This window comes from Aedoeadaptatus coxii (assembly GCF_001553115.1).
GTDB classification, from domain to species: Bacteria; Bacillota; Clostridia; order Tissierellales; family Peptoniphilaceae; genus Aedoeadaptatus; species Aedoeadaptatus coxii.
In genome coordinates this window covers 16,061-41,569 of record NZ_KQ960171.1, presented here as the reverse complement: position 1 = coordinate 41,569, position 25,509 = coordinate 16,061, and the positions used below count along the sequence as shown (strand labels likewise).

Annotated in this window: 22 protein-coding genes and 3 tRNA genes; 4 read left to right on the top strand and 21 right to left on the bottom strand. The window is 48.5% G+C overall.

Annotated features, from left to right (window positions below; genetic code table 11):
- Positions 1-32: 32 nt before the first annotated feature.
- From HMPREF1863_RS02300 to mscL, 11 genes are all read right to left on the bottom strand, one after another.
- The gene (locus tag HMPREF1863_RS02300; protein WP_068367030.1) at positions 33-1,430 is read right to left on the bottom strand and encodes an ABC transporter ATP-binding protein; all 1,398 of its coding nucleotides are present in this window, start codon (positions 1,428-1,430) and stop codon (positions 33-35) included.
- A complete protein-coding gene (locus tag HMPREF1863_RS02295) occupies positions 1,418-2,107 on the bottom strand; it encodes an energy-coupling factor transporter transmembrane component T (protein WP_068367029.1) in 690 nt (229 codons plus the stop codon). The genes HMPREF1863_RS02300 and HMPREF1863_RS02295 overlap by 13 nt, the downstream gene beginning before the upstream one ends.
- Positions 2,107-2,688: an MptD family putative ECF transporter S component gene (locus tag HMPREF1863_RS02290; RefSeq protein WP_068367028.1), complete on the bottom strand. Its 582-nt coding sequence runs from the start codon at positions 2,686-2,688 to the stop codon at positions 2,107-2,109. The genes HMPREF1863_RS02295 and HMPREF1863_RS02290 overlap by 1 nt, the downstream gene beginning before the upstream one ends.
- An 8-nt stretch (positions 2,689-2,696) precedes the next feature.
- Positions 2,697-4,415, bottom strand: coding sequence for an ABC transporter ATP-binding protein (locus HMPREF1863_RS02285; RefSeq protein WP_068367027.1), 1,719 nt, complete (start codon positions 4,413-4,415; stop codon positions 2,697-2,699).
- Positions 4,399-6,156 carry an ABC transporter ATP-binding protein gene (locus tag HMPREF1863_RS02280; RefSeq protein WP_068367025.1) on the bottom strand — a complete coding sequence of 586 codons (1,758 nt, stop codon included), beginning with the start codon at positions 6,154-6,156 and terminating at the stop codon, positions 4,399-4,401. Before HMPREF1863_RS02280 ends, HMPREF1863_RS02285 begins: the two co-directional genes overlap by 17 nt.
- 60 nt (positions 6,157-6,216) lie before the next feature.
- Positions 6,217-6,801 (bottom strand): TetR/AcrR family transcriptional regulator, encoded by a 585-nt coding sequence (locus HMPREF1863_RS02275; protein WP_068367023.1) that lies wholly within the window; start codon positions 6,799-6,801, stop codon positions 6,217-6,219.
- Positions 6,802-6,938: 137 nt separating this feature from the next.
- Positions 6,939-8,918 carry an S-layer homology domain-containing protein gene (locus HMPREF1863_RS02270; protein WP_068367021.1) on the bottom strand — a complete coding sequence of 660 codons (1,980 nt, stop codon included), beginning with the start codon at positions 8,916-8,918 and terminating at the stop codon, positions 6,939-6,941.
- Between the two features lie 110 nt (positions 8,919-9,028).
- A complete protein-coding gene (locus HMPREF1863_RS02265) occupies positions 9,029-9,991 on the bottom strand; it encodes a 3D domain-containing protein (protein ID WP_068367020.1) in 963 nt (320 codons plus the stop codon).
- A 122-nt stretch (positions 9,992-10,113) separates the two neighbouring features.
- Positions 10,114-10,749, bottom strand: coding sequence for an NUDIX hydrolase (locus HMPREF1863_RS02260; protein WP_068367019.1), 636 nt, complete (start codon positions 10,747-10,749; stop codon positions 10,114-10,116).
- Positions 10,742-11,857 carry a patatin-like phospholipase family protein gene (locus HMPREF1863_RS02255; RefSeq protein ID WP_068367018.1) on the bottom strand — a complete coding sequence of 372 codons (1,116 nt, stop codon included), beginning with the start codon at positions 11,855-11,857 and terminating at the stop codon, positions 10,742-10,744. Before HMPREF1863_RS02255 ends, HMPREF1863_RS02260 begins: the two co-directional genes overlap by 8 nt.
- The gene (gene mscL, locus HMPREF1863_RS02250) at positions 11,858-12,310 is read right to left on the bottom strand and encodes a large-conductance mechanosensitive channel protein MscL (RefSeq protein WP_068367017.1); all 453 of its coding nucleotides are present in this window, start codon (positions 12,308-12,310) and stop codon (positions 11,858-11,860) included. It abuts the gene before it with no gap.
- Positions 12,311-12,371: 61 nt separating this feature from the next.
- Here mscL and HMPREF1863_RS02245 point away from each other — a divergent pair, with 61 nt between their 5' ends.
- On the top strand, positions 12,372-12,794 hold the full coding sequence (locus HMPREF1863_RS02245; protein WP_068367016.1) for a deoxycytidylate deaminase: 423 nt from the start codon (positions 12,372-12,374) through the stop codon (positions 12,792-12,794).
- Here HMPREF1863_RS02245 and HMPREF1863_RS02240 read toward each other — a convergent pair.
- The 7 genes from HMPREF1863_RS02240 to HMPREF1863_RS02210 all read right to left on the bottom strand — a co-directional run bounded on the left by HMPREF1863_RS02240 (position 12,791) and on the right by HMPREF1863_RS02210 (position 18,931).
- Entirely contained in the window at positions 12,791-13,369 is a 579-nt protein-coding gene (locus HMPREF1863_RS02240) for a ribonuclease H1 domain-containing protein (protein WP_068367015.1), read from the bottom strand. The genes HMPREF1863_RS02245 and HMPREF1863_RS02240 overlap by 4 nt on opposite strands.
- Positions 13,366-14,649 carry a nickel pincer cofactor biosynthesis protein LarC gene (gene larC / locus HMPREF1863_RS02235; protein ID WP_068367014.1) on the bottom strand — a complete coding sequence of 428 codons (1,284 nt, stop codon included), beginning with the start codon at positions 14,647-14,649 and terminating at the stop codon, positions 13,366-13,368. The genes HMPREF1863_RS02240 and larC overlap by 4 nt, the downstream gene beginning before the upstream one ends.
- A complete protein-coding gene (larE, locus tag HMPREF1863_RS02230) occupies positions 14,646-15,461 on the bottom strand; it encodes an ATP-dependent sacrificial sulfur transferase LarE (RefSeq protein WP_068367013.1) in 816 nt (271 codons plus the stop codon). The genes larC and larE overlap by 4 nt, the downstream gene beginning before the upstream one ends.
- A 50-nt stretch (positions 15,462-15,511) precedes the next feature.
- On the bottom strand, positions 15,512-16,489 hold the full coding sequence (gene pta / locus HMPREF1863_RS02225) for a phosphate acetyltransferase (protein WP_068367012.1): 978 nt from the start codon (positions 16,487-16,489) through the stop codon (positions 15,512-15,514).
- Between the two features lie 164 nt (positions 16,490-16,653).
- Positions 16,654-16,730: transfer RNA gene (locus HMPREF1863_RS02220), tRNA-Pro, on the bottom strand.
- 18 nt (positions 16,731-16,748) lie between these two features.
- Positions 16,749-16,825: transfer RNA gene (locus HMPREF1863_RS02215), tRNA-Pro, on the bottom strand.
- 423 nt (positions 16,826-17,248) lie between these two features.
- Positions 17,249-18,931 (bottom strand): PucR family transcriptional regulator, encoded by a 1,683-nt coding sequence (locus HMPREF1863_RS02210; RefSeq protein ID WP_157065064.1) that lies wholly within the window; start codon positions 18,929-18,931, stop codon positions 17,249-17,251.
- Between HMPREF1863_RS02210 and HMPREF1863_RS02205 the strand changes: the two genes are divergently transcribed.
- Genes HMPREF1863_RS02205 through HMPREF1863_RS02195 form a run of 3 tightly spaced genes read left to right on the top strand, consistent with a single transcriptional unit; the run spans position 18,923 to position 22,616 of the window.
- Positions 18,923-19,396 carry a nuclear transport factor 2 family protein gene (locus HMPREF1863_RS02205; protein WP_068367009.1) on the top strand — a complete coding sequence of 158 codons (474 nt, stop codon included), beginning with the start codon at positions 18,923-18,925 and terminating at the stop codon, positions 19,394-19,396. The genes HMPREF1863_RS02210 and HMPREF1863_RS02205 overlap by 9 nt on opposite strands.
- A 9-nt stretch (positions 19,397-19,405) precedes the next feature.
- Positions 19,406-21,343, top strand: coding sequence for an oxidoreductase (locus tag HMPREF1863_RS02200; protein WP_068367007.1), 1,938 nt, complete (start codon positions 19,406-19,408; stop codon positions 21,341-21,343).
- Between the two features lie 13 nt (positions 21,344-21,356).
- The gene (locus HMPREF1863_RS02195; protein ID WP_068367005.1) at positions 21,357-22,616 is read left to right on the top strand and encodes an MFS transporter; all 1,260 of its coding nucleotides are present in this window, start codon (positions 21,357-21,359) and stop codon (positions 22,614-22,616) included.
- A gap of 207 nt (positions 22,617-22,823) precedes the next feature.
- On the opposite strand, the gene HMPREF1863_RS02190 is transcribed toward HMPREF1863_RS02195, so the two are convergent.
- The 3 genes from HMPREF1863_RS02190 to HMPREF1863_RS02180 all read right to left on the bottom strand — a co-directional run bounded on the left by HMPREF1863_RS02190 (position 22,824) and on the right by HMPREF1863_RS02180 (position 25,507).
- On the bottom strand, positions 22,824-23,909 hold the full coding sequence (locus HMPREF1863_RS02190) for a glycerol dehydrogenase (RefSeq protein WP_068367003.1): 1,086 nt from the start codon (positions 23,907-23,909) through the stop codon (positions 22,824-22,826).
- A 178-nt stretch (positions 23,910-24,087) separates the two neighbouring features.
- Positions 24,088-24,164 (bottom strand) — tRNA-Arg (locus HMPREF1863_RS02185).
- 35 nt (positions 24,165-24,199) lie between these two features.
- On the bottom strand, positions 24,200-25,507 hold the full coding sequence (locus HMPREF1863_RS02180) for a D-alanyl-D-alanine carboxypeptidase family protein (protein WP_068367000.1): 1,308 nt from the start codon (positions 25,505-25,507) through the stop codon (positions 24,200-24,202).
- Positions 25,508-25,509 lie beyond the last annotated feature (2 nt).

Sequence of the window (25,509 nt, the reverse complement as noted above, 5' to 3'; positions counted from 1 at the left end):
GGCTGACCCTAAGGGCAACCTGCTTTTTTAGTTCAATGCTTTTGAATTCCGAAAGAACGCATGTCGATGATCTCATCTGCCGTACGATTTAAAAATTCCGTATCATGGGAAACGACGATTAAAATTCTTCCATCCTTTGCCAACGACCGCGTTAGTCCCGAAATACTTACCATGTTTTCGTAATCCATTCCACTTGTCGGCTCGTCAAGGCCGATAATTTCCCTATCACTTAATAAAACCGAAGCGATGGCGACCCTTTGCTTTTCGCCGCCGGACAAACTCATGGGATGGCGCTCTTTCTTATCCAAAAGGTTTAAGCGATCCAATATTTGTTCGCGCTTTTCCTCGTCAATCGTCTTTTGCCCGAGCACGACTTCCCCCGCCACAGTATCGCTGAAAAGTTGATGGTTCACATCCTGCATAACCAATGCGGATTGTGCCAGTCGTTTACGCTTTGGCATCTTTACACCTTTAAACTCGATATCATCTTTCGCGCTCTTTTCGATGCCGAGAAGGCTTCTGAGGAATGTGGACTTTCCACAGCCATTGGTGCCGACGATGCCGTAAACTTTTCCTTTTTCGAGGCCAATACCTTCTACGGAAAATCCTTTGACCGATCCCTCAAAAAAGTGCTGTAAACAGTGAATGTTGAGATCGGATCCGTTATGATTCCCTGATTTTTCCTTTAATTCTACAGAGCGTGTCGAACGTAACCCTTGGGTATACAACGCTTTTTCGGAAAGATCCAAAAACGCACTTTTGTTAAAAGTTGTTTTCAGCTTTCCATTCTCCATAAGATATACTCTGTCCACGAGATCCATAAGGTAATAAAGCCGATGTTCGGCAATCACTAATGTAATGCCTTCTCGTTTTAGCACATAAAGCATATCGTGTAAGATTCGGGTCGTCTTTTCATCTAAATTTGACGACGGTTCGTCGAGCAGGATAATGGGCGCACCACTTATATAAGCCGCGGCGATGCTCAACACTTGTTTTTCACCGCCGGATAATTTAAAAATATCACGATCCATTAAATGCCGAATATGGAAAAGAGCGAGCATTTTCTCCAATCGCTCCTTCATTTTTTCGCGACTAAGGCCTATGTTCTCCAAATAAAATACCAGTTCCAAAGTCGTATCCACATTGAAAAAATGGGTCTTTGGATTTTGAAACACGCTGGCTATCATTTGGGACAGATCGGCCATGCTCATTTTTTCGACTGCTCGACCGTCGATCAGTATCTCCCCTTCGAGAGATGCCCCGTCGTAAGAAGAGGCGATGCCGTTAATGGCGCGTAAAATGGAAGATTTACCGGATCCGCTCTTCCCCGTGAGCAAGACGCATTCGCCGTTTGCTACAGAAAATGTAATGTCGTGTAAGCTTTTTTCGGCCTCGCCGTACGTTAGGGATAAATGTTTTATCTCGAGCATAACCAGCCTCCCAATACAAAACCGAATACGCCGAGAAAATACACGAGGTCGACGACGCCCCGTTTCACTTCCCGAAAGCGTGTTTTCTCTCCCTCAATGCCGATTCCCCGCGTTTCCGCCGCCATGGCAATATCGTCGGCAATAGTCGACGATAAAATGAGCAACGGAACACTTACATATTCCCCGTAGCGCAAAGGATTTTTCAACGTTATCCCTCGTATTTTCATCGCCTGCTTAATGTGGTGATGTTCTTCCTTAAAGGAGGGGAAAAAGCGAAACATGACGGCGAAGGGGATGGTAATGGCCCTGGGTACATGAACGGTATCCATGGAGGTTATAATATCGCCTACATCGGATGTTTGAATCAGGTATTTCCCCGCCATAAAGGGCAGGTAAAACATTTTAACCACGACTAAAAGGGCGACAAACATTTTTAAAAATCCGGGAAGGGCCATGGCGCCTTCAAAATTCGGCAGGAAATAAAGAAGAGCGAAAACCAAAAAGCTTTGCACTGCTTCTTTTTTTAATCCTCTCAACCAAAAAAACAAACTGATCCACACCATAACTCCCCACGCAAACAGTCCGATGGGGTGTAATACGGTAAAGCTTACGAGCATGGTAACGATGAATTTCGTAATGGGGTTTGGATTAAATGAAACACTTACCGTTCCATTCATTATGCAATGCCCGCCTTAATGAAGTGTTTTTTAAGCATGGCGCGGCCGATCCACGCGCCGACGATGCCGCCGATAAAAGCTCCTGCATAGACTATGGCCATATGGGGGTAGGTGATAAGTTTTTCAAGGGCTTGAGTATAATCCGATCCCATCATGGCACACATTTCCAAGTATTTTTCCTTTGCCAGAAGCATTTGCATAAGGGATCCGCAAATCCACATGTTAAAAATACCAAAGGCGATGGCGTTATATTTAAAGGAACGATAATTTCCGCCTCGGCGAATAAATTCGGCAATCAACATGATCACCAATGCGTGGACAGGCACCACGTAAGTATGCCCCATGGCAAACATTCCGAGGGGCGTCAACATTCCGAAGATAAAAAGCGCCCAAGGTTTTTGTTCTTTCGCCATAAACAACATGACGATGACGCCGCTGACGATGCCGAGAATGGTCGGGTAGATTAAAAATAAAATAGGGATCATGCCCATCATGCCGACGCCGAACATTACAATAAAATAGATAACGGCAAAGATCCCGATGGTAACGAGATCTTTGATCTTTAATTTTTCATTCTTCATACTTCCTCCTAATATACAAAGGCTTCCGCCATTTCAGATTTTTCTATAAGGTTTCGATAGGTCGGCGAGGTTTTCAGCAGTTCGTCATGTTTGCCTTCCCCTTCGACTTTTCCCTTGTTTAATACGACGATTTTATCCGCTTTTTCCACGCTCTTTAAGCGGTGGGAAATAATGACCACGGTTTTGTTTTGAATCAAGTGGTTCAGGGATTGTTGAATGGCCCGTTCGTTTTCTACATCCAAGCTGGATGCGATTTCGTCGAGAATTAAAATAGGCGCATCTTTTAAGAAGGCGCGGGCAATGGAAAGCCGTTGCCGTTGACCGCCGGAAAGTTCCTGTCCGTTTTCTCCGATGGCCGTATCAAACCCTTCGGGCATGTCGTCGATGAAATCCATGCAATTGGCCATGCGCGCAGCTTCTTTTACTTCCTCATCGGTGGCATCCAAACGCCCGATGCGGATGTTTTCCATGACGCTCGTATTAAACAGCATCACGTCTTGGAAGACGATGGATGTCTTTTTAAAGAGGGAGTCGGTGGAAACATTTTGAATGTCGTAGTCGTCGATGCGTATGGCGCCGGAATCGTAATCGTAAAGGCGGCTCATAAGTTTTAAAAGGGTGCTCTTGCCGCAGCCGCTGGGGCCGACGAGGGCGGTAACGTCCCCTTGGCGAGCGGTGAAGTTCACGCCGTCCAGCACGTTATTGTCCCCGTAGCCGAAGTGAACATCTTCTACATCAATGCTTACGCGTCGAAGATCCACGTCTTTTCCCTTTTGAAGGGGCGCATCTTGAATAGAGGCTATATTTTCGACGCGAGGGGTAATGTAGCGAATTTCCAAAGCCGTTTCGCTGGAAAGATCAATTAAATCTTTAAGCTTCATGGCGGCGAGGACGTAGCCTACGACATAAAGTAAGCTCACTTCTCCTTTGGCGAGGAGCCCGACGCCGACGTAAAGGACGATCCCGAGACTGATAAAGGAAAATAAATTCGACAGGGCCATAACGACTATAGTTAAGCCTTCGGTCTTCATCTGGATCTTTTCGCTTTCGTCCATTTTTTCGTCAAGGTCTTTTTGAACCTCATCCGTTAAATGGTAGCTCCGGATTTCCTGATGGAGTTCAATGGCCTCTTGAAAATCTTCCGCATTGGCCCGCAGCTGATCGAAGAATTTTTTATTACTCTTAATGCCCTCTCCTTTAAACGCGACGAGGATTAAAAGGCGCAGCGTCATGGGAAGGATGACCGCAAGGCCCAGCTTAACATTTCCCGCCAACAGCATGATGCCGAGAATGGGGATAAAGAGGTAGAGCCCGTAAATTTTCGGAATGGCGTGGCTCATGGCGTGTTCGAGAGTATCTACGTCGGACATAATGGATTGTGCCAAGTCGCTTAAATTGCGTTTTGAGAAAAAGGCCAGGGGCAATTTCGCCAAAGTCTTCCCTAAATTTTCACGCAAGTTCGCCGATTCTTTGTAGGTGGCGTTATACATGCGCTCGTATTCGACGAGAAGGGCAATAAATAAGATCACGCAAATGCCGAGAGATAGTGCGAAATAAAGTGTTTGCGAATGGAATGTGCCTTCTAAAATCTGCTGACCCAGCAACATAAGAATCATGACGGGAAACATGGCGATGACGTTGACGATAAAGCTCGCCCACACGGCACGCACCAATCCCTGTGCACCTTCTTCGGTTACATGGAATTTCTTTTTAAAGTGCTCTTTCATCGTTGATCCTCCAATCATTGGCCATGTTATAGCGCAAAAGTTCCCGCTTGTAGTAGCTGTCTTTTGCCATCAGCACGTCGTGGCTTCCCCGCTCGACAACTTTCCCCTTTTCCATGACGAGGATTTCATCTACGTTTCGCACGCTCGTCAAGCGGTGGGCGATCATAATGACGGTCTTGCCTTCCATGAGCTTTTTAAAGGATGCCTGCAATTTGTATTCATTGTCGGCGTCGATGGCGGCGCTTGCTTCGTCCATTACCACGATTTTTGCATCTTTCAACATGGCGCGGGCAATAGCGATTCGTTGTTTTTCTCCACCGGAAAGGTACACGCCTTTGGCGCCGATTAAAGTGTGTATGCCGTTGGGAAGGTTTTCGATAATGTCCATGGAGGCGGCGTCTTTCAGCGCCTTCAATACCTCTTCTTCCGTGGCGCCTTTTTTGGCGACGGCGATATTGTCGAAGATAGAGCCGTTAAAGAGTTTCGGATCTTGGAAAATAAAGGCGATGTTTTCCGCCACGGCTTTTTCCGAATAATCGGATAAAGGCGTTCCGCCGATTAAAATGTCGCCGCCGTCGATTTTATAAAATCCGGAAAGCAATTTGGCGAGGGTGGATTTCCCCGATCCCGACGCGCCGATAAGGGCATAGGTTTTGCCCCCGTCCAAGTTCAGATTGAAATCCTTAAAGACGCTCTTGTCCCCGTAGCCGAAGTCCACATGGGAAAAGGCGATGTCCTCCCCGTCGAATGTTTCCTTCGTTCCGAAGGCGATTTTATCTTTCAGCATGTCGTCGTACATTTTTTCTAAATTGGAAAGTGCGTAGTTGGCGTTAAAAATATACATGCTTGAATACATGATCCGCATGAGGGATGAAAAGGTGACCCCCGAAATAAAGAGGAGCATGATCAGTTCCACGTAGAAAGAACGCATATCGCCTACCCGGTGTAAGTATAATGACAGGGGAACCATGACGATGGCGATGACGCCAATTAAGAGCCATTGAATCGCCGTGTAAGGCAATTTGCAGGATTTGGAATAGGCGTAGGCGTATTTTGCGTAATCGTGAATGGCGTCGTGCAGTGCTTTAAAAGATTGGACGTCGGCGCCGAAAATTTTGACAACTTGAATGCCTCGAATGTATTCCACCGTTTCGGCACTCATACGCTTTAAGGCGTCTTGGTAAATTTGCATAAATTTCGTTTCCCCGCCCATCATGGATTTAAAGAGCAAACCGCCGATAACGATGAGAACGACGAGGACGATGCCCAAACGAATGCTCACGTAAAAACCTAAGATCACACTTAGAATGGGCACGACGAAAGCTTGCCCTAAATCGGGAATCATGTGCGCCACCGATTGGTGGGTTAACCCGGCGTTGTCGTCGATGGTTTTGCGAACGACGCCGCTTGGATTGAGATCGAAAAAGCGGAAACTGGCATTTGTTACGCCGTCGATGCCTTTTTTGCGAAGATTGGTTTCCACATGAAATCCTAATTTATGGGATGCAAGGCCCGATGCAAAATAAAGCAAGCTGCCTACCGTCAAGGTTATCATGGTGCGAATAGAGAGCGCCATGGCATGGGCGACATTGCCTTCTTGAATCAACGCCACCATGACGCAGTAGACGAAATAATAGCCTGCCACGAGACCTACGGCGCTTGCAACGGATAAAAGCAGAGATAAGTAACCATAGCCCTTCGCCTCGGGTACATATGCGAATATTTTTTTATAAATGGCCATAAGACCTCCTTTCTCATGATAATAATTATCACGACATCTTGTAAAAAAACTTAAACCGATTTAGACTGTCGATTTAAGTATGTTTTGGGCAGCAGCGAGAAGAAGTTGGCGATGCTTTTTAAAATTTTCCCGCGCATCTAACAGTTCGCTGCCGAGGATCACCGTGTTGATGAAATCCGTGAGCAAATCGAGCATGTCCTCATTCATCTGCACGCCCCCTTCGATAAATAAAAATGTGTTTAATTCTTCCAGGGTTTGCTCCTTTAATTTTAAAAACAGCTTTTCCAATTTTTCATTGCGACGTTTGGCGAGTAAAAACTGCACGTACACCGGCATATAGGGGTTGTCGTCGAGCATTTTGTCCACGATGCTCTCCGCCACAAATTTCGGATCGATCGGGCCGTCATAGGTTGCCATGGCGCCCTTGATGATGTCGTTCCGGTAGCGAATGCCCTCCACCATTAAATCGTAGAGAATGTCGTCGACGCTTTTGTAGTAATGGTATAGGCCGCCTTTGGAAAGCCCCGTCGCCTCTACAACATCTTCCATGGTGACGTGGCTATAGCCTTTTTCCGTTATGAGTTTTGCCGCCGCAGCTAAGATTTCTCTCTTTCGCGCCTCCGGACTTAAACGCTTTTTGACCATAACCTCTCCTCCCTTTTTCTGTTGCCGACGGTTCCGTCGGTAACAATAATGTACAACGATTTTCATTTTTCGTCAATCCTTTTCCACTGTTTTTCGCCCACAAAAAAAGCAGCTCCTTCGAGCCGCTTTCTTTTTCCTTATTTCAATGCGTTTAAAATCGCTTCTTGTGCCGCTTTCGATGTGGCGGTGGCGCCGCTTACGGTGTCCGCCATTCCCTTTACTTCTTTGGCGTTTTTGCCTACGAATTTATCCAGCATCTTGGCGTCGATGTATGCGTTGTGGCGTTTGGCGCTTTCACCGTCCGGCTTCGTGTTGTCTTTTATGGCGGTAATCTTTCCGTCTTTTACCGTCACATCGGCGATGAAATCATAACCGAAGCTTCCCACCGGTGCTTTGCCCGTGTAGCTTCCGTCTTTTTTACCTTCCCCTTCTTTAATGCCTTCTTTAGCGGTGTAGGTAAATTCCAATGTGCCGTAGCCATAGGTTTCCACTTCGATCTTGTAGCTTACACCTTTCATAAAGACGGGTGCTTTCTTGCGGCCGAAGGTAACGGCTTCGCTAATGCTGCCGTCTTTTAAGAACATGGGGTTCTTTTGGTAATCCCCTTTGGTTCCGTGGTGGCCCACAGGTTCGATGTCCATGGCTTTATCTTTGATCGGTTCGTTACCCTTTAAGGGCGTTACGACAATTTCTTCGATATTTTGTTGGAAGTTGGCGTAATCATTGTCGGAAATAGTGAGTTTGCCGTCTTTATAAGCTAATTTCGCGCCCTTTTCGATGACGAAGAAGGGATATTTCCGCGGACTTCCGTGTCCGCTTTCGAAATCCGGGGAGCGATATTTTCCGCTTTCATCCACAATGTTCACCATGTATTTTCCGGCTTTCAAATCGCCTGCGATCGTAAGATCGAAGCCGTCTTTTGCCGCTTTCCATTGAATCTTGGAGCTGTCAATGACATTTTCGCCATTGTAAATGCCGGCGTTGACGCTGACTAATTTTACCTTAAAATCTTTCGGCAAATTATTTTTAAAGTGAACGGTAACCCCTTGTTTCGTGACCATGGGTTTTTCCGCTACGAGGGTTTCTTTTTCGCTGAGGAATTTCTTCCCTTCTTTTTTATCGAATGCGTTTAAAATCGCTTGTTTGAAAGCCTTACCCGTTTCCGTGGCGCCGGTTAAAGCGTCTACTTCCCCGTGGTTCACTTTAAGCGCTTCGACACCTGCGCGATCCAAGCCTTTTACTTTATCGTAGAATTTTTGCTCTTTTAATTGATTGAAGAAAGGCGCGTTCTTCTTTTCGAAGAAATCTTTCTTCATGCCGGGAGCCAGACCTTTTTCGATGGTTTCGTTGTCTTCCACCGATTGAATCTTTCCGTCTTTACCGACCGTCACTTTCACGCGCACATTGTAAAAGGGCGGGTGAACAAACGGTGCGATGGCGGGATATTGTTGTTGATCTACATTGGCATCGCCGAAGAGCACGCCCTCTTGCACTTGAGGCGCTTCTTCTTTTCCGAAAGCTTGGAAGACGATTTGAGCAAATTCCGCGCGGGTAATGCCGTCTTTCGGGCGAAGGCTGCCGTTGTCTCCGTTGACGATTTTTTGATCCACTAAAAAGTTGACGCCCTTAGCTGCCCAAGGCGCTACATCTTTTCCGTCTTTAAAAGCGTCGAGATGTTGCTTCGCCTCTTTTTCGCCGAGAACGCGGGCGAGAATGGTAAAGGCTTCTTCGCGGGTAATCTTGGCATTAGGCGCCATTTCACTGGCAGAGCGTCCGGAAATAAAGCCGGCCTTTACAGCTTTTGCAATGTCGTCGTAAAACCAGTCCTGTACTTTTACGTCTTTAAATGCACTGATGTCGGCTTTTTCGCTGGTACCTTTGACGCGATTCATAATCGCCGCCATTTGACCACGCGTAAGGGACGCGTTGGGGGCAATATGTACTTCATCCATTCCCTTCAAATAATTTTTATCCAAGCAAAAACGAATAGGGCGATAAGACCAGTGATTTTCCTTGGGCATATCCTCAAAGCCTTGAGCGTGAACGCCGCCGTTTAAGGCGAAGCCGATGGCAAATGCCGCGGCAACTGCCGGTAAGTATTTTAGTTTCTTGTTCATGAAAGACCTCCTTAATAATATTAATTCTCATTATATCGGTCTTTTCCATTTTTGACAACTCTTATCAATTTTATTTTCCCAATAAAAAACGCCGGTTTCCCGGCGAGTTCTTAATCTTCGAGAACGTAGACCACTACGTTTCGTCTGCCAAAGCGTCTGGCTTGGCTATTGGAGTTGTAAAATAAATCGATGCGATTACCCTTAATGGCGCCGCCCGTATCTTCCGCTACGGCGAATCCGTAAGTGGGGAATCCGTCGGCGCTTTCGATGTAAAGTTTCGTGCCTAAGGGAATAACGCGAGGATCTACGGCTACGGCGCCAACTCTCGCCCGCGTTCCGGACGCTGTCCATTTGCCGGCGCTGGGATCGTAAGCCGTGGCGCGCATAACGATTTTCTTCTTATACTTTTTGCCTTGAATGATGTTTTCAGCTTTCTTTGTGCCTACTTCCACAATTTTATTGCGGCTTTCCGCCAACACGCGGGAGCCGATGACGATGCTGCCGCGCTCTTCGCCGTTGACCGTGGTAACGAGGCGGGTTTCTTCCACCAAGCCCTTGGCGCCTTCTTGCACAACTTTTTCCACGCCTTCGTAAAGATCGGGATTTTCTCGCACGACGGTTTCAAAGTCCATGGGTTTTTGGCGAACCACCGTCTCTTCTTTTTCCCGATTAATGCGGAGGATTTCGCCTTTTCCGATGCGGCCGTTTAAAGGCGGCGTCACGGAATCATTTTTGCCCAGCGTAATCTTCAGCTCTTTTAAAATATCCTCTACGCGATCGCTTTTGACGGAACGCACATACTCGTTTTCTCCGTCTTTTACGCGAACCGTCATGCCTTTTTCGATGCGAACCTTGCCGTCTTCGGGGATGGCTTCCGTTGCACTGGGGAAGGGAACGAAGCCTTCGGGAATGTCGATTCCCTTTTCCATAATCACTTCGCCTACCGTTTGGCCGTCGGATTCCACGGTCACGGGGGCTTTTCCCGCTGTTTCAATGAAAAACGTCTTCGCTTCTGCGGAAGAGGGGATTAAAAGGCTGAGTGCCAATGCCGAAAGGGCCAAGGTCTTTTTCATCTATGTCAAACTCCTTTGAGATTCATTGCGATTAAAAGTTACAAAATGTAACCTTTCTTACATTTACTTGGCTATTGTACCAATGGTCTGTTTCAGTCGCAATAAATCCGACGAGTTTGTCATTAATTTGTAATTGTTTTACGTAACAGTTTCCCCACGTCGCGCATGATTTTCGCCGTCATGCCCCAGACGATCTGTTCCTTTTCCTTCGCTTCTTTGTAAAAGAAAATGCGATCTTTAATGTTTCGAAAGGGCGCCACCGTGGTTTGGGGAATTAAATCGTATGGAAAGCCGTCGTCCCTATCTTTTTTAAATTCGATAATGTGTTCCTCCGGCTCCGTATTGAGAAATACCGAAAGGGGCACGGTAAACACATAGGCCACTTCTCCCGGCTCCGGAGAAATATCCTCCACGGCAATGCCTTCAAGGGTGCCGATAAAGACGTGCACCGCCCGATTGTTTCGCGCCACGAGGTAATTTCCTTCGCCGAGAATGTTTAAATGCGCAGGATCGATGCGCAGCTCCTCGATGGTTTCGCGAAAAGCCGCCTCTCTCGGCGTCTCCCCTTCTTCGATGCGGCCGCCGGGAAGGGAAACCTCCCCCGTGTGGCTGGAAAGATGAAGGGATCGCTTTTCAAAGAGCACGTGGGTTTCCCCGTCTACGTCGATTAGCGGACACAACACCGAAAAGCGATGCTCCAAACCGAGAGGTTCCGGCACGTGATGATCCAGTAAGTTTTTAATTTTTTCCCTATTCAATGGCCAACCTCTTTCCCCTAAACAATAAATAGAGCACGCGCTCCACCATCGATTCCACCGGCGGGCGCACGTCTCCCCTTTTCTCCATGGCATCCAGCAAGCCGTCGAGAGTGTATATCTTATCCCGATCCATATGGAGTTGATCGGCGCGGGCTTCTACGAGCCCTAAGAGCAACTCTTTGTAGCTGTATTCTTCGCCGAGATGTAAAGCGTCGGCGAGTTTCGGCCATAGATTGTCGTGGATGCCCCGCTCCGGCGATCCCTTTTCTTCCACTAAATAGCGGAAATCTTCCGTGGCGGCGAAAAATAAATCGTCGAGCCGCTTTAACGCTTCCCTTTCGCTAAAGGGATAGAAAATGTAATCCATGCCGTCGTAGCCCCCTAAAATACGGCGGCCGTGACGGTAGCCGATGTGCATTCTGCGGGAAGCGAGATCGGGATCGAAGTGCATGGTTTCCGCAATAGGTTGGGTCGGCCCGATGACGATGCTGTTTTCGGGAAACACCTCGCCTTTCGGGGGATTGGTCCTCAAAATAATGGGGTCGAGATCCCTCGCCAACACCATTTCGTAGGGAAGATTGTTTCCGATGCCTCCGTCGGCGTAAAACTTCCCGTCGATTTTAACCGGCGCAAAGACGGGATAACAACAGCTCGCCAAAATATAATTTCCGAGACGCCCCTTGGGAATATCTTCCAGGTACAAAAATTTCGTCTTCGCCTCGCTGACGCTGTAGACGACGAGTCCGTAATCTATGGAACTTTTCCGAATAGCCTCTTCGTCGATGTGGCGGTGGATCAGTTCCTTTAAGGGCTCCAGATCCACTCGCCGCATAGCCCGCGCCGTCTTGGCAAGGCTTACGGGATCGATCCCCTTTTTGATTTCTACGAGAGCAGAGGACAGCTCGCCGCCGTTGTCGAAGGAAATCTTCGACCAAATCCTCGCCAGTTCGTCGGTATTTCCCTGCACAATAAAGGCGCCATTTAAGGCGCCGATGGACGTGCCGACGACGAGGCGAATATCGGGCTTCATTTCCTGAACCGCCATATAAGCGCCTAGCTGATAGCTCCCCTTGGCGCCGCCGCCTTCTAAAACTAAACCGTATGCCATTTATTTCTCCAGTTCCGCCGTGCAATGGGGGCAACGTGTGGCTTGAATGTTCATTTCCTCAAAGCAATAAGGGCATTTTTTCGTCGTGGGCGCCGCCGCTTCTTCGTGAACGAAACGACTCTTCAACTTGCCGATTTGCTTTATCGCCATAAAGATGACGAAGGCGATAATGAGAAAGTCGATAACGTTTTGAATAAAATTACCGTAGGCCAAAATAGGCGCGCCACTTTCCGCCGCTTCCACGGGATTACTGTAGGTCTTGCCGTCCAGTGCCAAGTACATTTTCGTAAGATCGATGCCGCCAAGGATGAGGCCGATCAAGGGCATTACTATATCATTCACGAGAGAGGTTACGATTTTTCCGAAGGCACCGCCGACGATAACCCCGACGGCCATGTCCAAGACATTGCCCCTTGCGATAAAATCTTTAAATTCGCTCAGTGTTTTTTTCATTTTATTCCTTTCCGTGTACTCACGATTTTCTCGTGCTATACTAAAGCTAAGGAGGTGCATCTTGAGAAAATCTTGGGATAGTTACTTTATGGAAATTACAGAAATCGTCGCCAGTCGTTCCACTTGCGATCGCGCCCTCGTAGGCTGCGTCCTCGTCAATCGAGATCACCGCATCGTCTCCACGGGCTACAACGGCTCCGTCGCCGGCAATCCCCATTGCGACGATGTAGGCCACACTATGCGCGACGGCCACTGCATCGCCACCATTCACGCGGAGATGAACGCCATTTTATATTGCGCCAAAGAAGGCATTTCCACAAAGGGTACTATTTGCTATGTTACCCATTTCCCCTGCTTAAACTGCACAAAAGCACTTATTCAGGCGGGAATTAGCGAAATCGTCTACAAGAATGATTATCGAGTGGACGATTACGCCGTGAGCCTTTTTGAAAAAAATAATATACCCATTCGCAAATTCGATTAGAATTCAGCTTCTTTCGCCAGGGTATCCGCCCGCTCGTTGCCTTCCACACCGGTGTGGGCCTCTACTTTTACGAAGTGAACCTTTAATCGATCCTTTATGGAATCATAGAACGCTTTATAGTCTATGGTTCCTTTTTTATTGCACTTCCATTCTCCCTTCGCCCAGTGTTCGATGCCGGCGTAATCGTAATGGAGAATGAGGGCGTCGTGTCCCGTTTCAATGGCCCGCTCCATGGCGACACGGGCGCCTAAAATTTCCCCCGCCACGTTGCGCATACTCGCCATATCTCCCTGAAAACGGCAGCTATCTTCCCAGATCACCTCGTCCTCATCGTAAAGGGCAACGCCGTAGCTGTAGCTCTTGTCCTCGTCGCGATAGGAGCCGTCTACATAGGCGATAAGGCCTTCGGGAGTTTCCTCTTCTTTGGATGCTCCCATAAAGGCTTCCGCATCTTCTCTTCGCTTAAAGGATTTATAAATGGCGCCTTTAAATCCGTGAACTTGGGATTTGCAACTTTCCCAATCCGTATAAATGCCGGGCGTTTTGCCTGCCCGTACGGCGTAAAATTTACTCATCGTCTCTCCCATTGATGGCGCACTTCTTCGAGGGAACGTGTGCGCTCCAGGGCGATCTTCCGCAAATCCTCGTATTCCGGACTCGCCTTTTCAGCCCCGTTCCACGTGGCGATTTTCGTGCGAATGTCGCCCCATTCCGTCTCCGTCTCTTCCACTCTTCGCGGCAATTCGATTTTTTCCAGGGGAATCTTTTTAATGCCTAAAGTCGTCGTATGGGTAAAGAGCACGTCGCAAACATCGCGGCTCTTTTCCCCGTCGGTTAAAACGTCCAGACGGTACCCCGGGCGATTCTTTTTCATGTAAATAGGCGTGTAGCTTACATCCCGCGCCCCGGCGTCAAAAAGCCGTTCCATGCAGAAGCCGAGTGCTTCCCCGGTCATGTCGTCTAAATTGCAGCTGTACCACACCGGGTTCGTGGCCTCTTCCGTTTCCAGGAAGAAAATACGAAGCACATTGGGCACCACACCGTTTCGCGTTCCCGCGCCGTAAGCCACTTTCAGCACCCGGCCTTCGGGGCGAGGTTTGTAGCACGCGCCGATGCCCTTTAAAATAGCGGCGCCCGTAGGCGTGGTGAGTTCCACTTTGGCATCGGGACCCCCTAAGGGAGCATCGAGAGACGCTAAAAGATAGGCAGTGGCCGGTGCGGGCACGGGATATTCTCCGTGGGCGCAATGCACCGTGCCGCCGCCGGGATTGACGGCGCCGACATAAATCGCATCCACGTCGGCGAGTACCGTAAAATAAGCCGCTCCTAATACGTCGACGACGGAATCCAACTCCCCTACTTCGTGGAAGTGAACGGTGTCGGGGTCTTTTCCGTGAACCTTGGCTTCCGCTTCGGCGAGGGGACGGTAAATGGATTTCGCAAGGGCTTTTACCTCGTCGGAGAAATCGCAGGAGTCGATAAGAGCGTGAACTGCCTTTAAATCTCGGTGATGATGGGCATGATCGTGGGAGTGTTCATGATCGTGGGAGTGTTCATGATCGTGGGAATGTTCATGATCGTGGGCATGTGAATGACTGTGGTCGTGAGAATGTGAGTGATGATGCTCGTGGACGCCATCGGTTTCTGAGAGTTTTTCCTCTTCGCCGATTAAATTAAAATAGGTGGCGGAAATACCCGCCTTGTCCCGCTTTTCCACGATGACGTCATGGGGATGAATCCCCAGAGGGTGCAAGCCCTTTAAAAAGGGCTCGATTTTGTAGCCGCCGTCCAACATGGCGCCGATAAACATATTGCCGCTAATGCCGCTGAAAGGATCGATAAATAACGCTCTCATTTTACCTCCAAGCTTTCATCCTGAGATCCCGATCGAAAACCTAAAACATCCAAAGTGGTGTAAAGAATGCCCAGTTCCTTAAAATAATCACTCACCGTTTCCCGATGAAGGGACATAAATTTCGTGAAGTCCTCTACGGGCAATTCGATGCGCGCCAAATTGCCGTGAAGGCGCATGCGGCACACTAAATAGCCTAATTCGTGAAGGAAAATTTCCCCCTTTTCCACAATGTTCAGATTCTCGTGCGTCAGGGGCGTGCCGTAGGGAATGCGCGTCGCCAAACAGGAATTGGACGGCTTGTTCCACGTGGGCAAATCGTAGCGGGATTTGGAAATCTTCCGCACATCCTCTTTGCCGAGCCCCGCTTCCCTAATGGGGCTTACAATATTCAGCTCCCCTAAAGCCTTGAGCCCCGGGCGATACTCGCCGAGATCGTCGCAGTTGGTGCCGTCCATGACGGTGGAAAATCCGGCTTCCTTTGCGTGCTCGCGAATCGTTTGAAAAGCTGCGCGCTTGCAATAATAACAGCGATCCTTCGTATTTTCGGCGATGCGCGGATCGCTGTCCAGGCCGACCGAAACTACTTTTACCTTCCAGCCCAGCATTTCCGCCATAACGTAGGCATCGAACTTTTCCCGTTTCGGGTGGAGATCATTTTCCACATAAATCCCCAAAACATTGTCCGCGCCTAAAATTTCCGAGGCGGCAGCCATTAAAAAAGAAGAATCCACGCCGCCGGAATAGGCGATGGCGACGGAACCGTAGGGCTCGATGATGGCTCTCAGTTTTTCAAACATTTCCGTTTCAGACATAGTAACTCCTTATATAAAAAATGACCCTTTCGGGCCATTTTCCTTTTCGATTACTCAGCTAAATAAGCTTGTACTGCCGTAATAATAGCAAGTTGGTAAACTTCTTCACGGTTGCAACCGCGGGAAAGGTCGTTCACCGGCATATTGAGGCCTTGAAGAACGGGGCCGATAGCTTCGAAACCGCCGAGACGTTGGGCGATTTTGTAGCCGATATTGCCCGCTTCCAAACTCGGGAAAATAAAGGAGTTGGCTTGGCCTGCAACGTCGGAACCCGGCGCTTTTTTCTTGCCGACTTCGGGAACGAAAGCGGCGTCGAATTGTAATTCACCGTCGATTTTAATTTCCGGATGTTCGTCCTTCACGATTTGAGTAGCGTCGGCTACCATGGTAACCGTGTCGCTCTTAGCGGAACCCTTAGTGGAGAAAGAAAGCATGGCGATCTTGGGATCGACGCCGAATTGCTTAGCCGATACGTGGGTAGCGACGGCAACTTCCGCCATGGTTTGCGTATCCATGGAAGTGTTGATAGCGCAGTCTGCCATAAAGTAGCGTTCGTCTTCGCGGATTAAAATAAACAGACCGGATACACGGCTAATGCCCGGTTTCGTCTTAATGATTTGAAGAGCGGGAAGAACGGTTTCGCCCGTGGTGTGTTCCGCGCCGGAAACCATACCGTCGGCATAACCGGCATAGACCATCATAGTGCCTAAATAGTTGGGGTCTTTAAGTTTTTCAACGGCGCCGGCTTCGTCGATTTTGCCCTTGCGGCGTTCGACAAATTTTTGAACGAGTTCATCTTCGTGTTCGCAATTGCCCGGTTCTACGATGTCTAAACCTTGAAGTTCCAAACCTTCTTTTTTTGCCACTTCTTCAACGGCAGCCTTTTCGCCGATGACGATAGGCTTAATCAAACCGTCTTTAGCGTGTTTTACCGCTGCCCAAAGAACGCGTGGGTCGCTGCCTTCGGGGAAGACGATTCTCATTTGATTGCCTTTAAGGCGTTCACTCATTTCTTGAATAAAATCCATATTGATTTCCTTTCTCCTCATTGTACAATTTTAAAATCCATTCCATGAAGTAACATCCACAGTTACTCTAAATATACCACATCAACAAGATCGTGACAAAATCGGTAAAATCTTGTCAAAAAGAAAAGGGCATAAAAAAATCTGCCTCCATGGGCAGATTCCTTTGGTCGGAGTGAAAGGATTTGAACCTTCGACCTCATGCTCCCGAAGCATGCGCGCTACCAAACTGCGCTACACCCCGCTATGAAATTGTATAAAGTGGTCGGGGTGAAAGGATTTGAACCTTCGACCCCATGGTCCCAAACCATGTGCGCTACCAAACTGCGCCACACCCCGTAGCAACTTACCCTATCATTATACAGGTGCTGAACCCAATTTACAAGTCCTTTCTTTCTACCCCGGCTCGGCACCCCGACATTAAAAAGGGCTCCGGACTATTCGTTGGGAGTAACCTCTCAATAGCTGTTTTTGTCCAAAAGATAGCACCTGTTTTCCCTAAAGCCTAAAATTAAAGCACTACAAAATAATACAGGAGGTCAAGCAAGTGCAAGGTAATCTTACCCTATTCCTATTAGAAAAACAAAAGGGAGCCTGGCCTTCACTAGACTCCCCACTCGTTGACCTAATACCTTTTTGTTGATGTATTTTTTCCTTTTCCGTAGCCCGACCATCACGAGGGCCTGAAAGAAACGCTCCTTCATAAAGCCCGCGACGCTCCCTTTGCCCCCCCGATTGAATCAATCGGGGGCTTTAGTTTGTCTAAGATTCAATTTCCCGATTTAAAAGGCCTTGATCAATGTAGGACCTAATTTGGAAAGAAACAGTGAGCAAAAAACGCGTTTGGCTGTTGCCCAAATCCACCTGACAAAGCTCGGTAATGCGATGAAGGCGATAGCTGACCGTGTTTCGATGGAGGTAAAGCCGCTTGGCTGTTTTTTGGACAGATGCTTCCGACTCTAAGTAAACCTCAAGGGTGCGGTAAAGCTGGCTTTGGTTATTTTTATCGTAGCTAAGGAGAATTTCCAGACTGGGATGAAGGTAATTTTCCCAAGAAAAATCCTTCTCACTTCGTCGTTGAAATTCTTGTAACAGGGCCAGAAAAAAGACTTGCTCGTAGGAGTTGACCGGCTCGGGGGTTGGCGTTTCTAAAGCCATTTGCCCTTGCCGAAAATAGTCGGATACTCGGTTTAAATCCTCAAACCCATGGCTGAGGCCGACAAACAACTGTTGTTCCGATGCCAGATCCTCCAATTTTTTCAATGTTTGAGGAAAGGAAGGTTTTTCTTTGGCATAGGAAAGAAAGAGAACGGCTTGGTCTTGAATTTGGGCCAAGGGAGCGGAAGGAAAGTACCGCCGAATCTTTGCCATAGGCGGCGCGATTTTCTCTTCTTTCCCACGCGCCTTTAAAACGGCTATTCGGTGGATCTCTCCCTTTGCAAGTAATTCGTTTGAATGGGCCAGATCTTCAGGATTCGCCCCCACTAAGAGACGATAAAATGCCTGATCCACCGGTCGCCCCTCCGGCGATGTGGCGCGAAGGAGTCGAGGCAGGATTTCTTCTAAAAGCCGGCTGATCTTCGGTAGATTTTCATAATGCACCGCGGAAAGCGGGGAAGATTCTTCGATAAGGATGATGGCGCCCCAATACCGGCCATTAAAAAAAATCTTGCTGTAAATCTTCGGACTGGGCGTATGCTGACAAATCTCTCCAATGTACGCTTCTCTGCTTCGCTGTCCCAGCCGGAAAGGAGGCGAGGCCTCGCTTGCCTTAATCAAGGGATACAAGCAGTAGCCTCGCTGAATGATTCGAGCCCAAAGGGCCTCCTTAACCGGCGGGCAATTGGAGCTTGCGACGACGCGATAATCGGCATCGATAAGAATCAAGGGATTATCTAAGCGCAGGGCAAGGGCATTGATAAAGCTTTCAAAGTCCTTCGCCTGATGCGCCAGATCTTTAAATTCTTGATAAAGATCGGGCACTTCCCTTTCTCGAAGGGCCTGTAAGGTCAAATTATACACAGAAAAAAGCCGGTCCTCGGGAAACCTGGCAAAGCAATGCCGCTCTCCCTTGATGTCAGCCCCACCAAAAAGAAAGCCCTGAAGAGGCGGATCCTCTCCAAAATCATAGGCAAAGTAAAGAATGTCTTCCTCGCAAATGTCTTCACTGCCATCCAACAGACGTACCTCGCGAATGGCGGGAGCCTTTTGAGTGGACAGGTCTTGGACAGCAACGTGTTTTTTTAAAATTTCAATAAGCTCGCTAAAGTACATAAGAAGCCCCTCCAATAACAGCGTTCTTTTATTTTGGTGCATTTTGCACAAATGGTCAAGCTTTTTTTGTCCGTCACGTCCATTGTTGCCCTTCCTGTCACCACCGTATACTAATGGCACGGAGGTATTGTTACAAATAAGACGAATAAAAGGAGGATCATTATGGATCAAGTTGAAAAGCTACTTGCAATCGAGGAAATCAAGCAATGTAAAGCAAGGTACTGGCGAGCTGTCGATACCAAAAATTTCGAGCTTCTGAGAACCGTACTGGCAGATGATATTGTATTTGACCTTTCCGACTCTACCCGAGACCCGATTAAGGGCCAACACCCGGACATTCCGGCAAAGCTGGAGCCCTCGAGATCCTGTGAGCAAATTATTCAAAACTCTAAAAAGCTTATGGGCCCGGCAACGCAGAGCGCCCATATGGGACATATTCCTGAAATTGAACTTACATCAGAAACGACGGCAAAAGCCTATTTCCCCTTTGAGGATAAAGTCATTGCCCACGGCTTTGCCGCCTTCACAGGCTACGGCTATTACACCGACACATTCGAAAAAATTGATGGCTGCTGGAAGGTCAAAACCAGCAAGATTCACCGTTTCCGCGTCATTTTTGACGATATAAACGACTAGGAGGTCACCATGTATACCCATTTGTTTTCAAGAGGAAAAATCGGAAGATTGGAGATAAGAAATCGCGTCGTCATGCCCGGTATGCTGACGCTTTTGGCCGATTCCTACGGCCGAGTCGACGAAGCCCTGGTGAAATATTACGAGGAGAGAGCGAAGGGCGGCATCGGTCTGATTATCGCGGAATATGCCAACATCGACTTTGAAACCGGTCGAGCTGCACCGAGCCAATTGACTATGCTGGATGTAAATTCCGCCCTGTCCATTCAAAAAATCGCCAGAGTCGTTCATCGCCACGGCGCCAAATTTTTTGCCCAGCTCGCCCATGCCGGACAGGGAGCCAATCCCCTCTTATTGGAAGGTAAAGACCCCATTGGCCCTTCGGAATCGACCACCCCTGACGGCCGTCGTGTGCGGGCCATGACCGTCGAGGAAATACAAGCACTCATCGATCGATTTGTTCAAGGGGCTGTTTATGCACAAATCGGAGAAGCGGACGGGGTCGAGATTCACGCCGCCCACATCTACCTTTTATCTACATTCTTAAGTCCTCACTTAAATCGCCGCGAGGATGCCTACGGCGGAAGCCACGAAAATCGTGCCCGTGTCATTTGCGAAATCATCCGCGGAATTAAAGAAAAATGCGGGAAGAATTTTCCCGTCAGTGTCCGCATCAACGGCTCGGATTTTGTCGAGGGAGGCACCACCTTGGAGGATGCCGTCATCACGGCGAAGCTCCTCGAAGCGGCCGGAGCCGACGCTTTAAACATTTCCAACTCGACCTTCGGCGCCGAAAAGCCCGTCATCGAACCGGTTTTTTACGGCCAAGGCTGGAAAAAACATTTGGCAAAAACCATTAAAGCCGCTGTTCAGATTCCCGTTATTGCCGTAAACACCATTAAAACGCCGGACTTCGCGGAATCCCTCCTCGAAGAGGGCGTCAGTGACTTTGTCGGCCTGGCAAGACAGTCTCTGGCAGATCCTTATTGGTGTAAAAAAGCCATGGCAGGGGAAGAGGAGCTCATCCATCACTGCATTTCCTGCTTGTATTGCGCCGACTGTGAAAGCAAGCTTAAAGCCGTCTCCTGCGCCGTCAATCCGAAAACCGGCAGAGAATCTGAGCTTGAGCCTTTAAAAATCGACGGCCAAGGACGACAAGTAGTCGTTGTCGGCGGTGGCGTCGCCGGCATGGAAGCCGCCTCTGTTTTAGGTCAACGGGGCTTTAAGGTCACTTTGTTTGAACAAAAGGACCATTTAGGTGGTGATACCTTCTTAGCGGGACAACCACCCATGAAGGATTGGACCCATCAATTGCCCGAGGTTCTGAAAAGAGAATGTGACAAATACGGTGTCACGATCCATTTAAATCATGCGCCGACTGTCGACGAAATTAAGTCTTTAAATCCCTATGCCGTCTTCGTCGCAACCGGTGCGGATCCGGTTATTCCTAAAAAAATTCCGGGCATCGAATCCGATCATATTTACACCGTAGGCCAAATTTTAGATCAAGAGGTTACACTTTCCGGAAAGAAAATCGTCGTGATCGGCGGCGGCTTATCGGGGCTGGATGTGGCTTCTTTCCTGGCAGAGGACAATGAAGTCCAGGTTGTGGAAATGCAAAAAGCCATTGGCATCGGCGTCCTTCCCACCTACATTAAGCCGGAGCTGGACCACTTAAAGGAAAAAAATGTGATCCTTAACACGTCCTCCGCACTTCAATCGATTCAAGAAAAATCAGTCACCATCGAAGATTTACAAACAGGAAAAGTCTTTGATTTAGAAGCCGATGCCGTCATCCTTTCCTTAGGTGTCCGCCCCAATGATGAGAAAATCCAAAGGATTCAAGACAGCTTCGAAAACGTTCGTGTCATCGGCAGTGCCGTAGCAACCACCGGCCGCATCGGTCAAGCCATGCGTGACGGCTTCGATGCCGCCTACGCCCTGGATTAGAAAGGAAACAGCCATGGAAAAGAATATGCCGCAAAAAATTCATTATGCCTGGATTATTTTAATTGCCTGTTGTCTGATGAGTATTGCAGGGATCAGTATTTTCGGAAGCTGTATGGGAATTTTTATGACACCGGTAGCTGAAAGTCTCGGCGTGGCAAAAAGCTCCTTTACCCTTGCCACGGCCACCCTTTCCGGATTAGTCACCGGTCTTTTAAGCCCCTTAGCCGTCAAGCTCATCCAAAGAAAAAAAGTCAACCTTCTGGCAGGGGGAAGCTTTACCCTCATGGCCCTCTCCCTGGTTCTTATGTCCCGCGCCACGGGGCTCACAACCATGGCCCTGGCCTTTGTGATGGCCGGAATAGGAGCCAGTGTCGTTTTTTACGTCTTAACCCCTATCTTAATTGGCAATTGGTTTAAAGAAAAAATGGCCTTCGCCTTGGGGATTGCCCTCGGTTTTTCCGGAATCGGCGGCATGATTCTAAGCCCCTTGGGTGCAGCCTGCATCGCTAAATTCGGGTGGAGAAGCGCCTACCTCTTTTATGCCCTTTTAGTATTTGTCCTCGGCGTCTTGCCCGCTTTATTCCTCATTAAAAAAAGCCCGAAAGAGATGAACCTTCATCCTTACGGCTACAAAGAGGAAAAGGAAGCAGCCGATGCCCCATCTGTAAAAAATCAAGAGCTGACTGGTATGACCAAGTCCCAAGCACTCCACTCCGCAAGCTTTTACTATGTCCTGTTGGCAGCAGCCCTTATGATGATTTTAACTTGCTTTACCTATCATATGCCATCCTACGCACCGTCGGTGGGATTAAGCCCTGTCTTTGGTGCCTCGATGATCTCCTATGTCATGTTGACCAATACACTAAGTAAATTTGTGTTAGGCGGTGCCTGCGATCGCTTCGGAATCGCCAAAATCACATGCCTCGTTTTGACTCTCGTCGGCGTCGGCTTTATTCTCCTATACCTTGCCGGCGCGAATCCCTTGCTCAATGGTCTGGGCGCCATTCTTTTCGGTTTCATCGTTCCGACGACCAGTATGTTTCTTCCGTTAATTGTTCGAGGTGTTTTCGGCAACAGAAATTACGGCGAAATTTATTCCTATGTCGTCCTTGTTACCACGGTGGCCTCGTCCTTGGGCGTCACCCTAATTGAGGTTTTACGCAGCCTCACCGGAGGCTATGGCAAGCCCTTCCTAATGGCCGTTGTGCTGGTCCTCGTAACCATTGCGTTAATCGGCTTGGCCTTTTCGAAAGCAAGAGCACAGGAAAAATAATCCTTCATACCGCTAAAAATTTCCTTTTCCGTTCGACACTTTAATTGACCTTAGCCGAAAACCCCAACATCCAAATCGGATGGAGGGGTTTTTTCATACTCAAAAGCCTCTAGGCTAATAAATAAGACTCTAAAATAGCCATTGAGGATGCACACCTCAATGGCTATTAAAACTCTTTTATTACCGAAAAGCACGGCTTTCCAGCGTCTATAGGCTTTTGCCCAGCTTGTCCGCCGTCTTCATGGCGGCGACCACATCCTCGGCAGTCACCTCAAAGGGCATGTTGACCATGGTGTCGCCTTCGGCACACGCCAGCTCGGCCGCTTCAAGAAGCTTTTCGTCACTTACATTGCCCATGCCCATGTCTTCAAACGTCGTCGGCAGACCCAAGGCCTTGCAGAATTCCATGATCTCATAAATATCCTCGAGGTCGTCATTTTCCAGCACCATTTGGCAAAGAACGCCAAATGCCACCTTTTCACCGTGCAACAGATCATGGGTTTCTTCGATCACCGTAAGGCCGTTATGAATAGCATGGGCTGCCGCCAAGCCGCTTGATTCAAAGCCTACACCGGATAAATAGGTATTCGCTTCAATAATATTTTCAAGGGCTTTTGTCACAACCTTATTTTCCACTGCCACTTTTGCCTTCAAGCCGTCTTCTAAAAGCGTGTCCAGGCACAGGGTGGCAAGGGCGATGGAGGCCTTTGTGGAATGGCCGCCTGCCATGGTCACGGCATCGGATTTTTCACAGGCCATGGCTTCATAGTAGGTGGCAAGGGCATCGCCGATACCGGCAACGAGAAGCTTCACCGGTGCATTGGCAATAACATCCGTGTCCATAATGACCATATCCGGATTTTTATTAAGGGGCAGATAATAATCGAATTCGTGATCTTCCGTATAAACCACCGATAATCTTGAGCAAGGTGCGTCGGAGGATGCTGCCGTGGGCACGATGACCATGGGAATCTTGCTGTAAAAAGCAATGGCCTTGGTCGTATCCAGCGTCTTTCCGCCGCCGATGCCGAAAATGACATCCGCATCGCCTAATTGCTCTTGGTGCCTTTTAATTTCAACATCGGAGCATTCTCCGCCGAAAAGAACGATGGTGCAGGCCATATCATTGTCCTTAAATGACTTCTCGATATCCGCTTTATACTTACGGTTGGCAGAATTTCCCGTGATGATGTAGGCATTTTTTGCTCCGATTCCCTTGCAATAGTCGGCCAATCTCTTAATAGCGCCCTTTTCTTGTATATAAGAACCCGGCGAACAGATGACTTTGCTCATTGACACTCCTCTTTTCCATATTCTTTTGCCGGAAACTTTGACTAATTTCAAACGTACTTCATCATGATAACACCTCTGCCCCACTTATTCAATTCACATCCGTTGACTCTTATCAGACACATTCTTCGCACAAAAAAAGACAGCCAAGCTGCAATTAACAGCCTTGCTGTCTTTATTCTGGCGAACCCGATTGGATTCGAACCAACGATCTTTGCCTTCGGAGGGCAACGTTCTATCCAGCTGAACTACGGGTTCATACCGATCTATTTTAGCAATAGTCCCTCGGAGTGTCAAGCTGCGCTCTCCATGGTGCGGAAGATATCCGCCATAAGGTCTTTATATTTTAGTATGGGGTTCGGGTGTTTAATGTCTTCTTTTACGAAGACGTCGGCGCGGCCGATTTCTTTTCCCTTTAACACGTAGCGCACACGGCCCACCGGTTCTTTTTTGGAATGGGGCGCGGTAATATCGTAGAAATCGACATAGCGCTTAATATCATCGCCATCACGCTTCAAATAAAGCAAATCTTTCCCGGCGTAAACCGGCGATTGATTGGGGGAGGCGTCTTTTAATTTCAATGTGCCCACTTCTTCATCTTTTTTGCAAAGGTAGACGGAGCGGTATTCCAGGGCACGCTTTGAAAGTTTTAAGGCGGCAGCGTAGCGATCCATGTCGTTTTCCGCCCCCATGTAGACGCCGATAAAGCGCGTATAGCGGGTGTGGCCTTGGCCTGCTTGCGCCCCCGTCGCAATAAAGCAGCGGCCTGCGATGCCGGTGTAGCCCGTTTTTAGCCCGTCGATAGGTGCCAAAATTCCCAGTAACGGATTGGTGCTATAGGCTAAGTATTGTCTTTGAGGCTCGTCGATTTTTTCTCTCGACGTTACTTTTAAAATGTAGGGGAAGTCTTTTAAGAGTTTTCTCGAAAGTTCGAACATTTCCCGCGCCGTGGCCTGATTGTAGTCATTTTTTCCGTAATCGGTTAAGCCGTGGCAGTTGGTGAAGTGGGCATGGGTCAACCCCAGTTCTTTCGCCTTTTCGTTCATTCGCGCTACAAATGCCTCTTGGCTTCCCGCAATGTGTATGGCGAGGGAAATCATGGCGTCGTTTCCCGACACGATCATGCCGGCGTGAATGAGTTCTTCCACGGTGTACACTTCGCCCTCTTTTGTTTTGTAAGTACTTCCGTTCATGGAAGCGGCTTCGTGGCCAATGGTGACCTGGTCTTTCATGCTGATTTCGCCTTTGTCCACGGCGTCGAGAATACAGTACATGGCCATGAGTTTCGACGTGGACGCCAGTCCCACCACTTCATCGGCATTATGCTCGGCGTAAATTTTTCCCGTTTCGTAATCGCCGAGAACGTAGCTTTTTAAAAGGGCGGCTTCCGGCTTTGCCATGGCCTCGTCGAAGGCTTTTTTCTCCGTGGCAGTCATGGGCAATACGCCTTTTGCCGTATGAATTTTTTCTTTTTGGTCTCTCGGCTCTTCCACTTTTGGCGGCGGAGCATTTTCTCCCTCGCCGTTTGGAGCCGGCGGCGCCGCCCCCATAAGGAGGAGCGACGCCATCAATAGGGCAATACTTCGTTTTAGTAACTTCATCC

What these genes read in the sequence shown, in the direction of transcription:
- HMPREF1863_RS02205 (WP_068367009.1), top strand. Translation starts at nt 18,923, where the DNA reads ATGGATCAAGTTGAAAAGCTACTTGCAATCGAGGAAATCAAGCAATGT.
- larC (WP_068367014.1), bottom strand. Translation starts at nt 14,649, where the DNA reads ATGAGAGCGTTATTTATCGATCCTTTCAGCGGCATTAGCGGCAATATG.
- HMPREF1863_RS02200 (WP_068367007.1), top strand. Translation starts at nt 19,406, where the DNA reads ATGTATACCCATTTGTTTTCAAGAGGAAAAATCGGAAGATTGGAGATA.
- HMPREF1863_RS02295 (WP_068367029.1), bottom strand. Translation starts at nt 2,107, where the DNA reads ATGAATGGAACGGTAAGTGTTTCATTTAATCCAAACCCCATTACGAAA.
- HMPREF1863_RS02265 (WP_068367020.1), bottom strand. Translation starts at nt 9,991, where the DNA reads ATGAAAAAGACCTTGGCCCTTTCGGCATTGGCACTCAGCCTTTTAATC.
- pta (WP_068367012.1), bottom strand. Translation starts at nt 16,489, where the DNA reads ATGGATTTTATTCAAGAAATGAGTGAACGCCTTAAAGGCAATCAAATG.
- HMPREF1863_RS02285 (WP_068367027.1), bottom strand. Translation starts at nt 4,415, where the DNA reads ATGAAAGAGCACTTTAAAAAGAAATTCCATGTAACCGAAGAAGGTGCA.
- HMPREF1863_RS02190 (WP_068367003.1), bottom strand. Translation starts at nt 23,909, where the DNA reads ATGAGCAAAGTCATCTGTTCGCCGGGTTCTTATATACAAGAAAAGGGC.
- HMPREF1863_RS02280 (WP_068367025.1), bottom strand. Translation starts at nt 6,156, where the DNA reads ATGGCCATTTATAAAAAAATATTCGCATATGTACCCGAGGCGAAGGGC.
- HMPREF1863_RS02300 (WP_068367030.1), bottom strand. Translation starts at nt 1,430, where the DNA reads ATGCTCGAGATAAAACATTTATCCCTAACGTACGGCGAGGCCGAAAAA.
- HMPREF1863_RS02290 (WP_068367028.1), bottom strand. Translation starts at nt 2,688, where the DNA reads ATGAAGAATGAAAAATTAAAGATCAAAGATCTCGTTACCATCGGGATC.
- HMPREF1863_RS02195 (WP_068367005.1), top strand. Translation starts at nt 21,357, where the DNA reads ATGGAAAAGAATATGCCGCAAAAAATTCATTATGCCTGGATTATTTTA.
- mscL (WP_068367017.1), bottom strand. Translation starts at nt 12,310, where the DNA reads ATGAAAAAAACACTGAGCGAATTTAAAGATTTTATCGCAAGGGGCAAT.
- HMPREF1863_RS02275 (WP_068367023.1), bottom strand. Translation starts at nt 6,801, where the DNA reads ATGGTCAAAAAGCGTTTAAGTCCGGAGGCGCGAAAGAGAGAAATCTTA.
- HMPREF1863_RS02240 (WP_068367015.1), bottom strand. Translation starts at nt 13,369, where the DNA reads ATGAGTAAATTTTACGCCGTACGGGCAGGCAAAACGCCCGGCATTTAT.
- HMPREF1863_RS02180 (WP_068367000.1), bottom strand. Translation starts at nt 25,507, where the DNA reads ATGAAGTTACTAAAACGAAGTATTGCCCTATTGATGGCGTCGCTCCTC.
- HMPREF1863_RS02270 (WP_068367021.1), bottom strand. Translation starts at nt 8,918, where the DNA reads ATGAACAAGAAACTAAAATACTTACCGGCAGTTGCCGCGGCATTTGCC.
- larE (WP_068367013.1), bottom strand. Translation starts at nt 15,461, where the DNA reads ATGTCTGAAACGGAAATGTTTGAAAAACTGAGAGCCATCATCGAGCCC.
- HMPREF1863_RS02255 (WP_068367018.1), bottom strand. Translation starts at nt 11,857, where the DNA reads ATGGCATACGGTTTAGTTTTAGAAGGCGGCGGCGCCAAGGGGAGCTAT.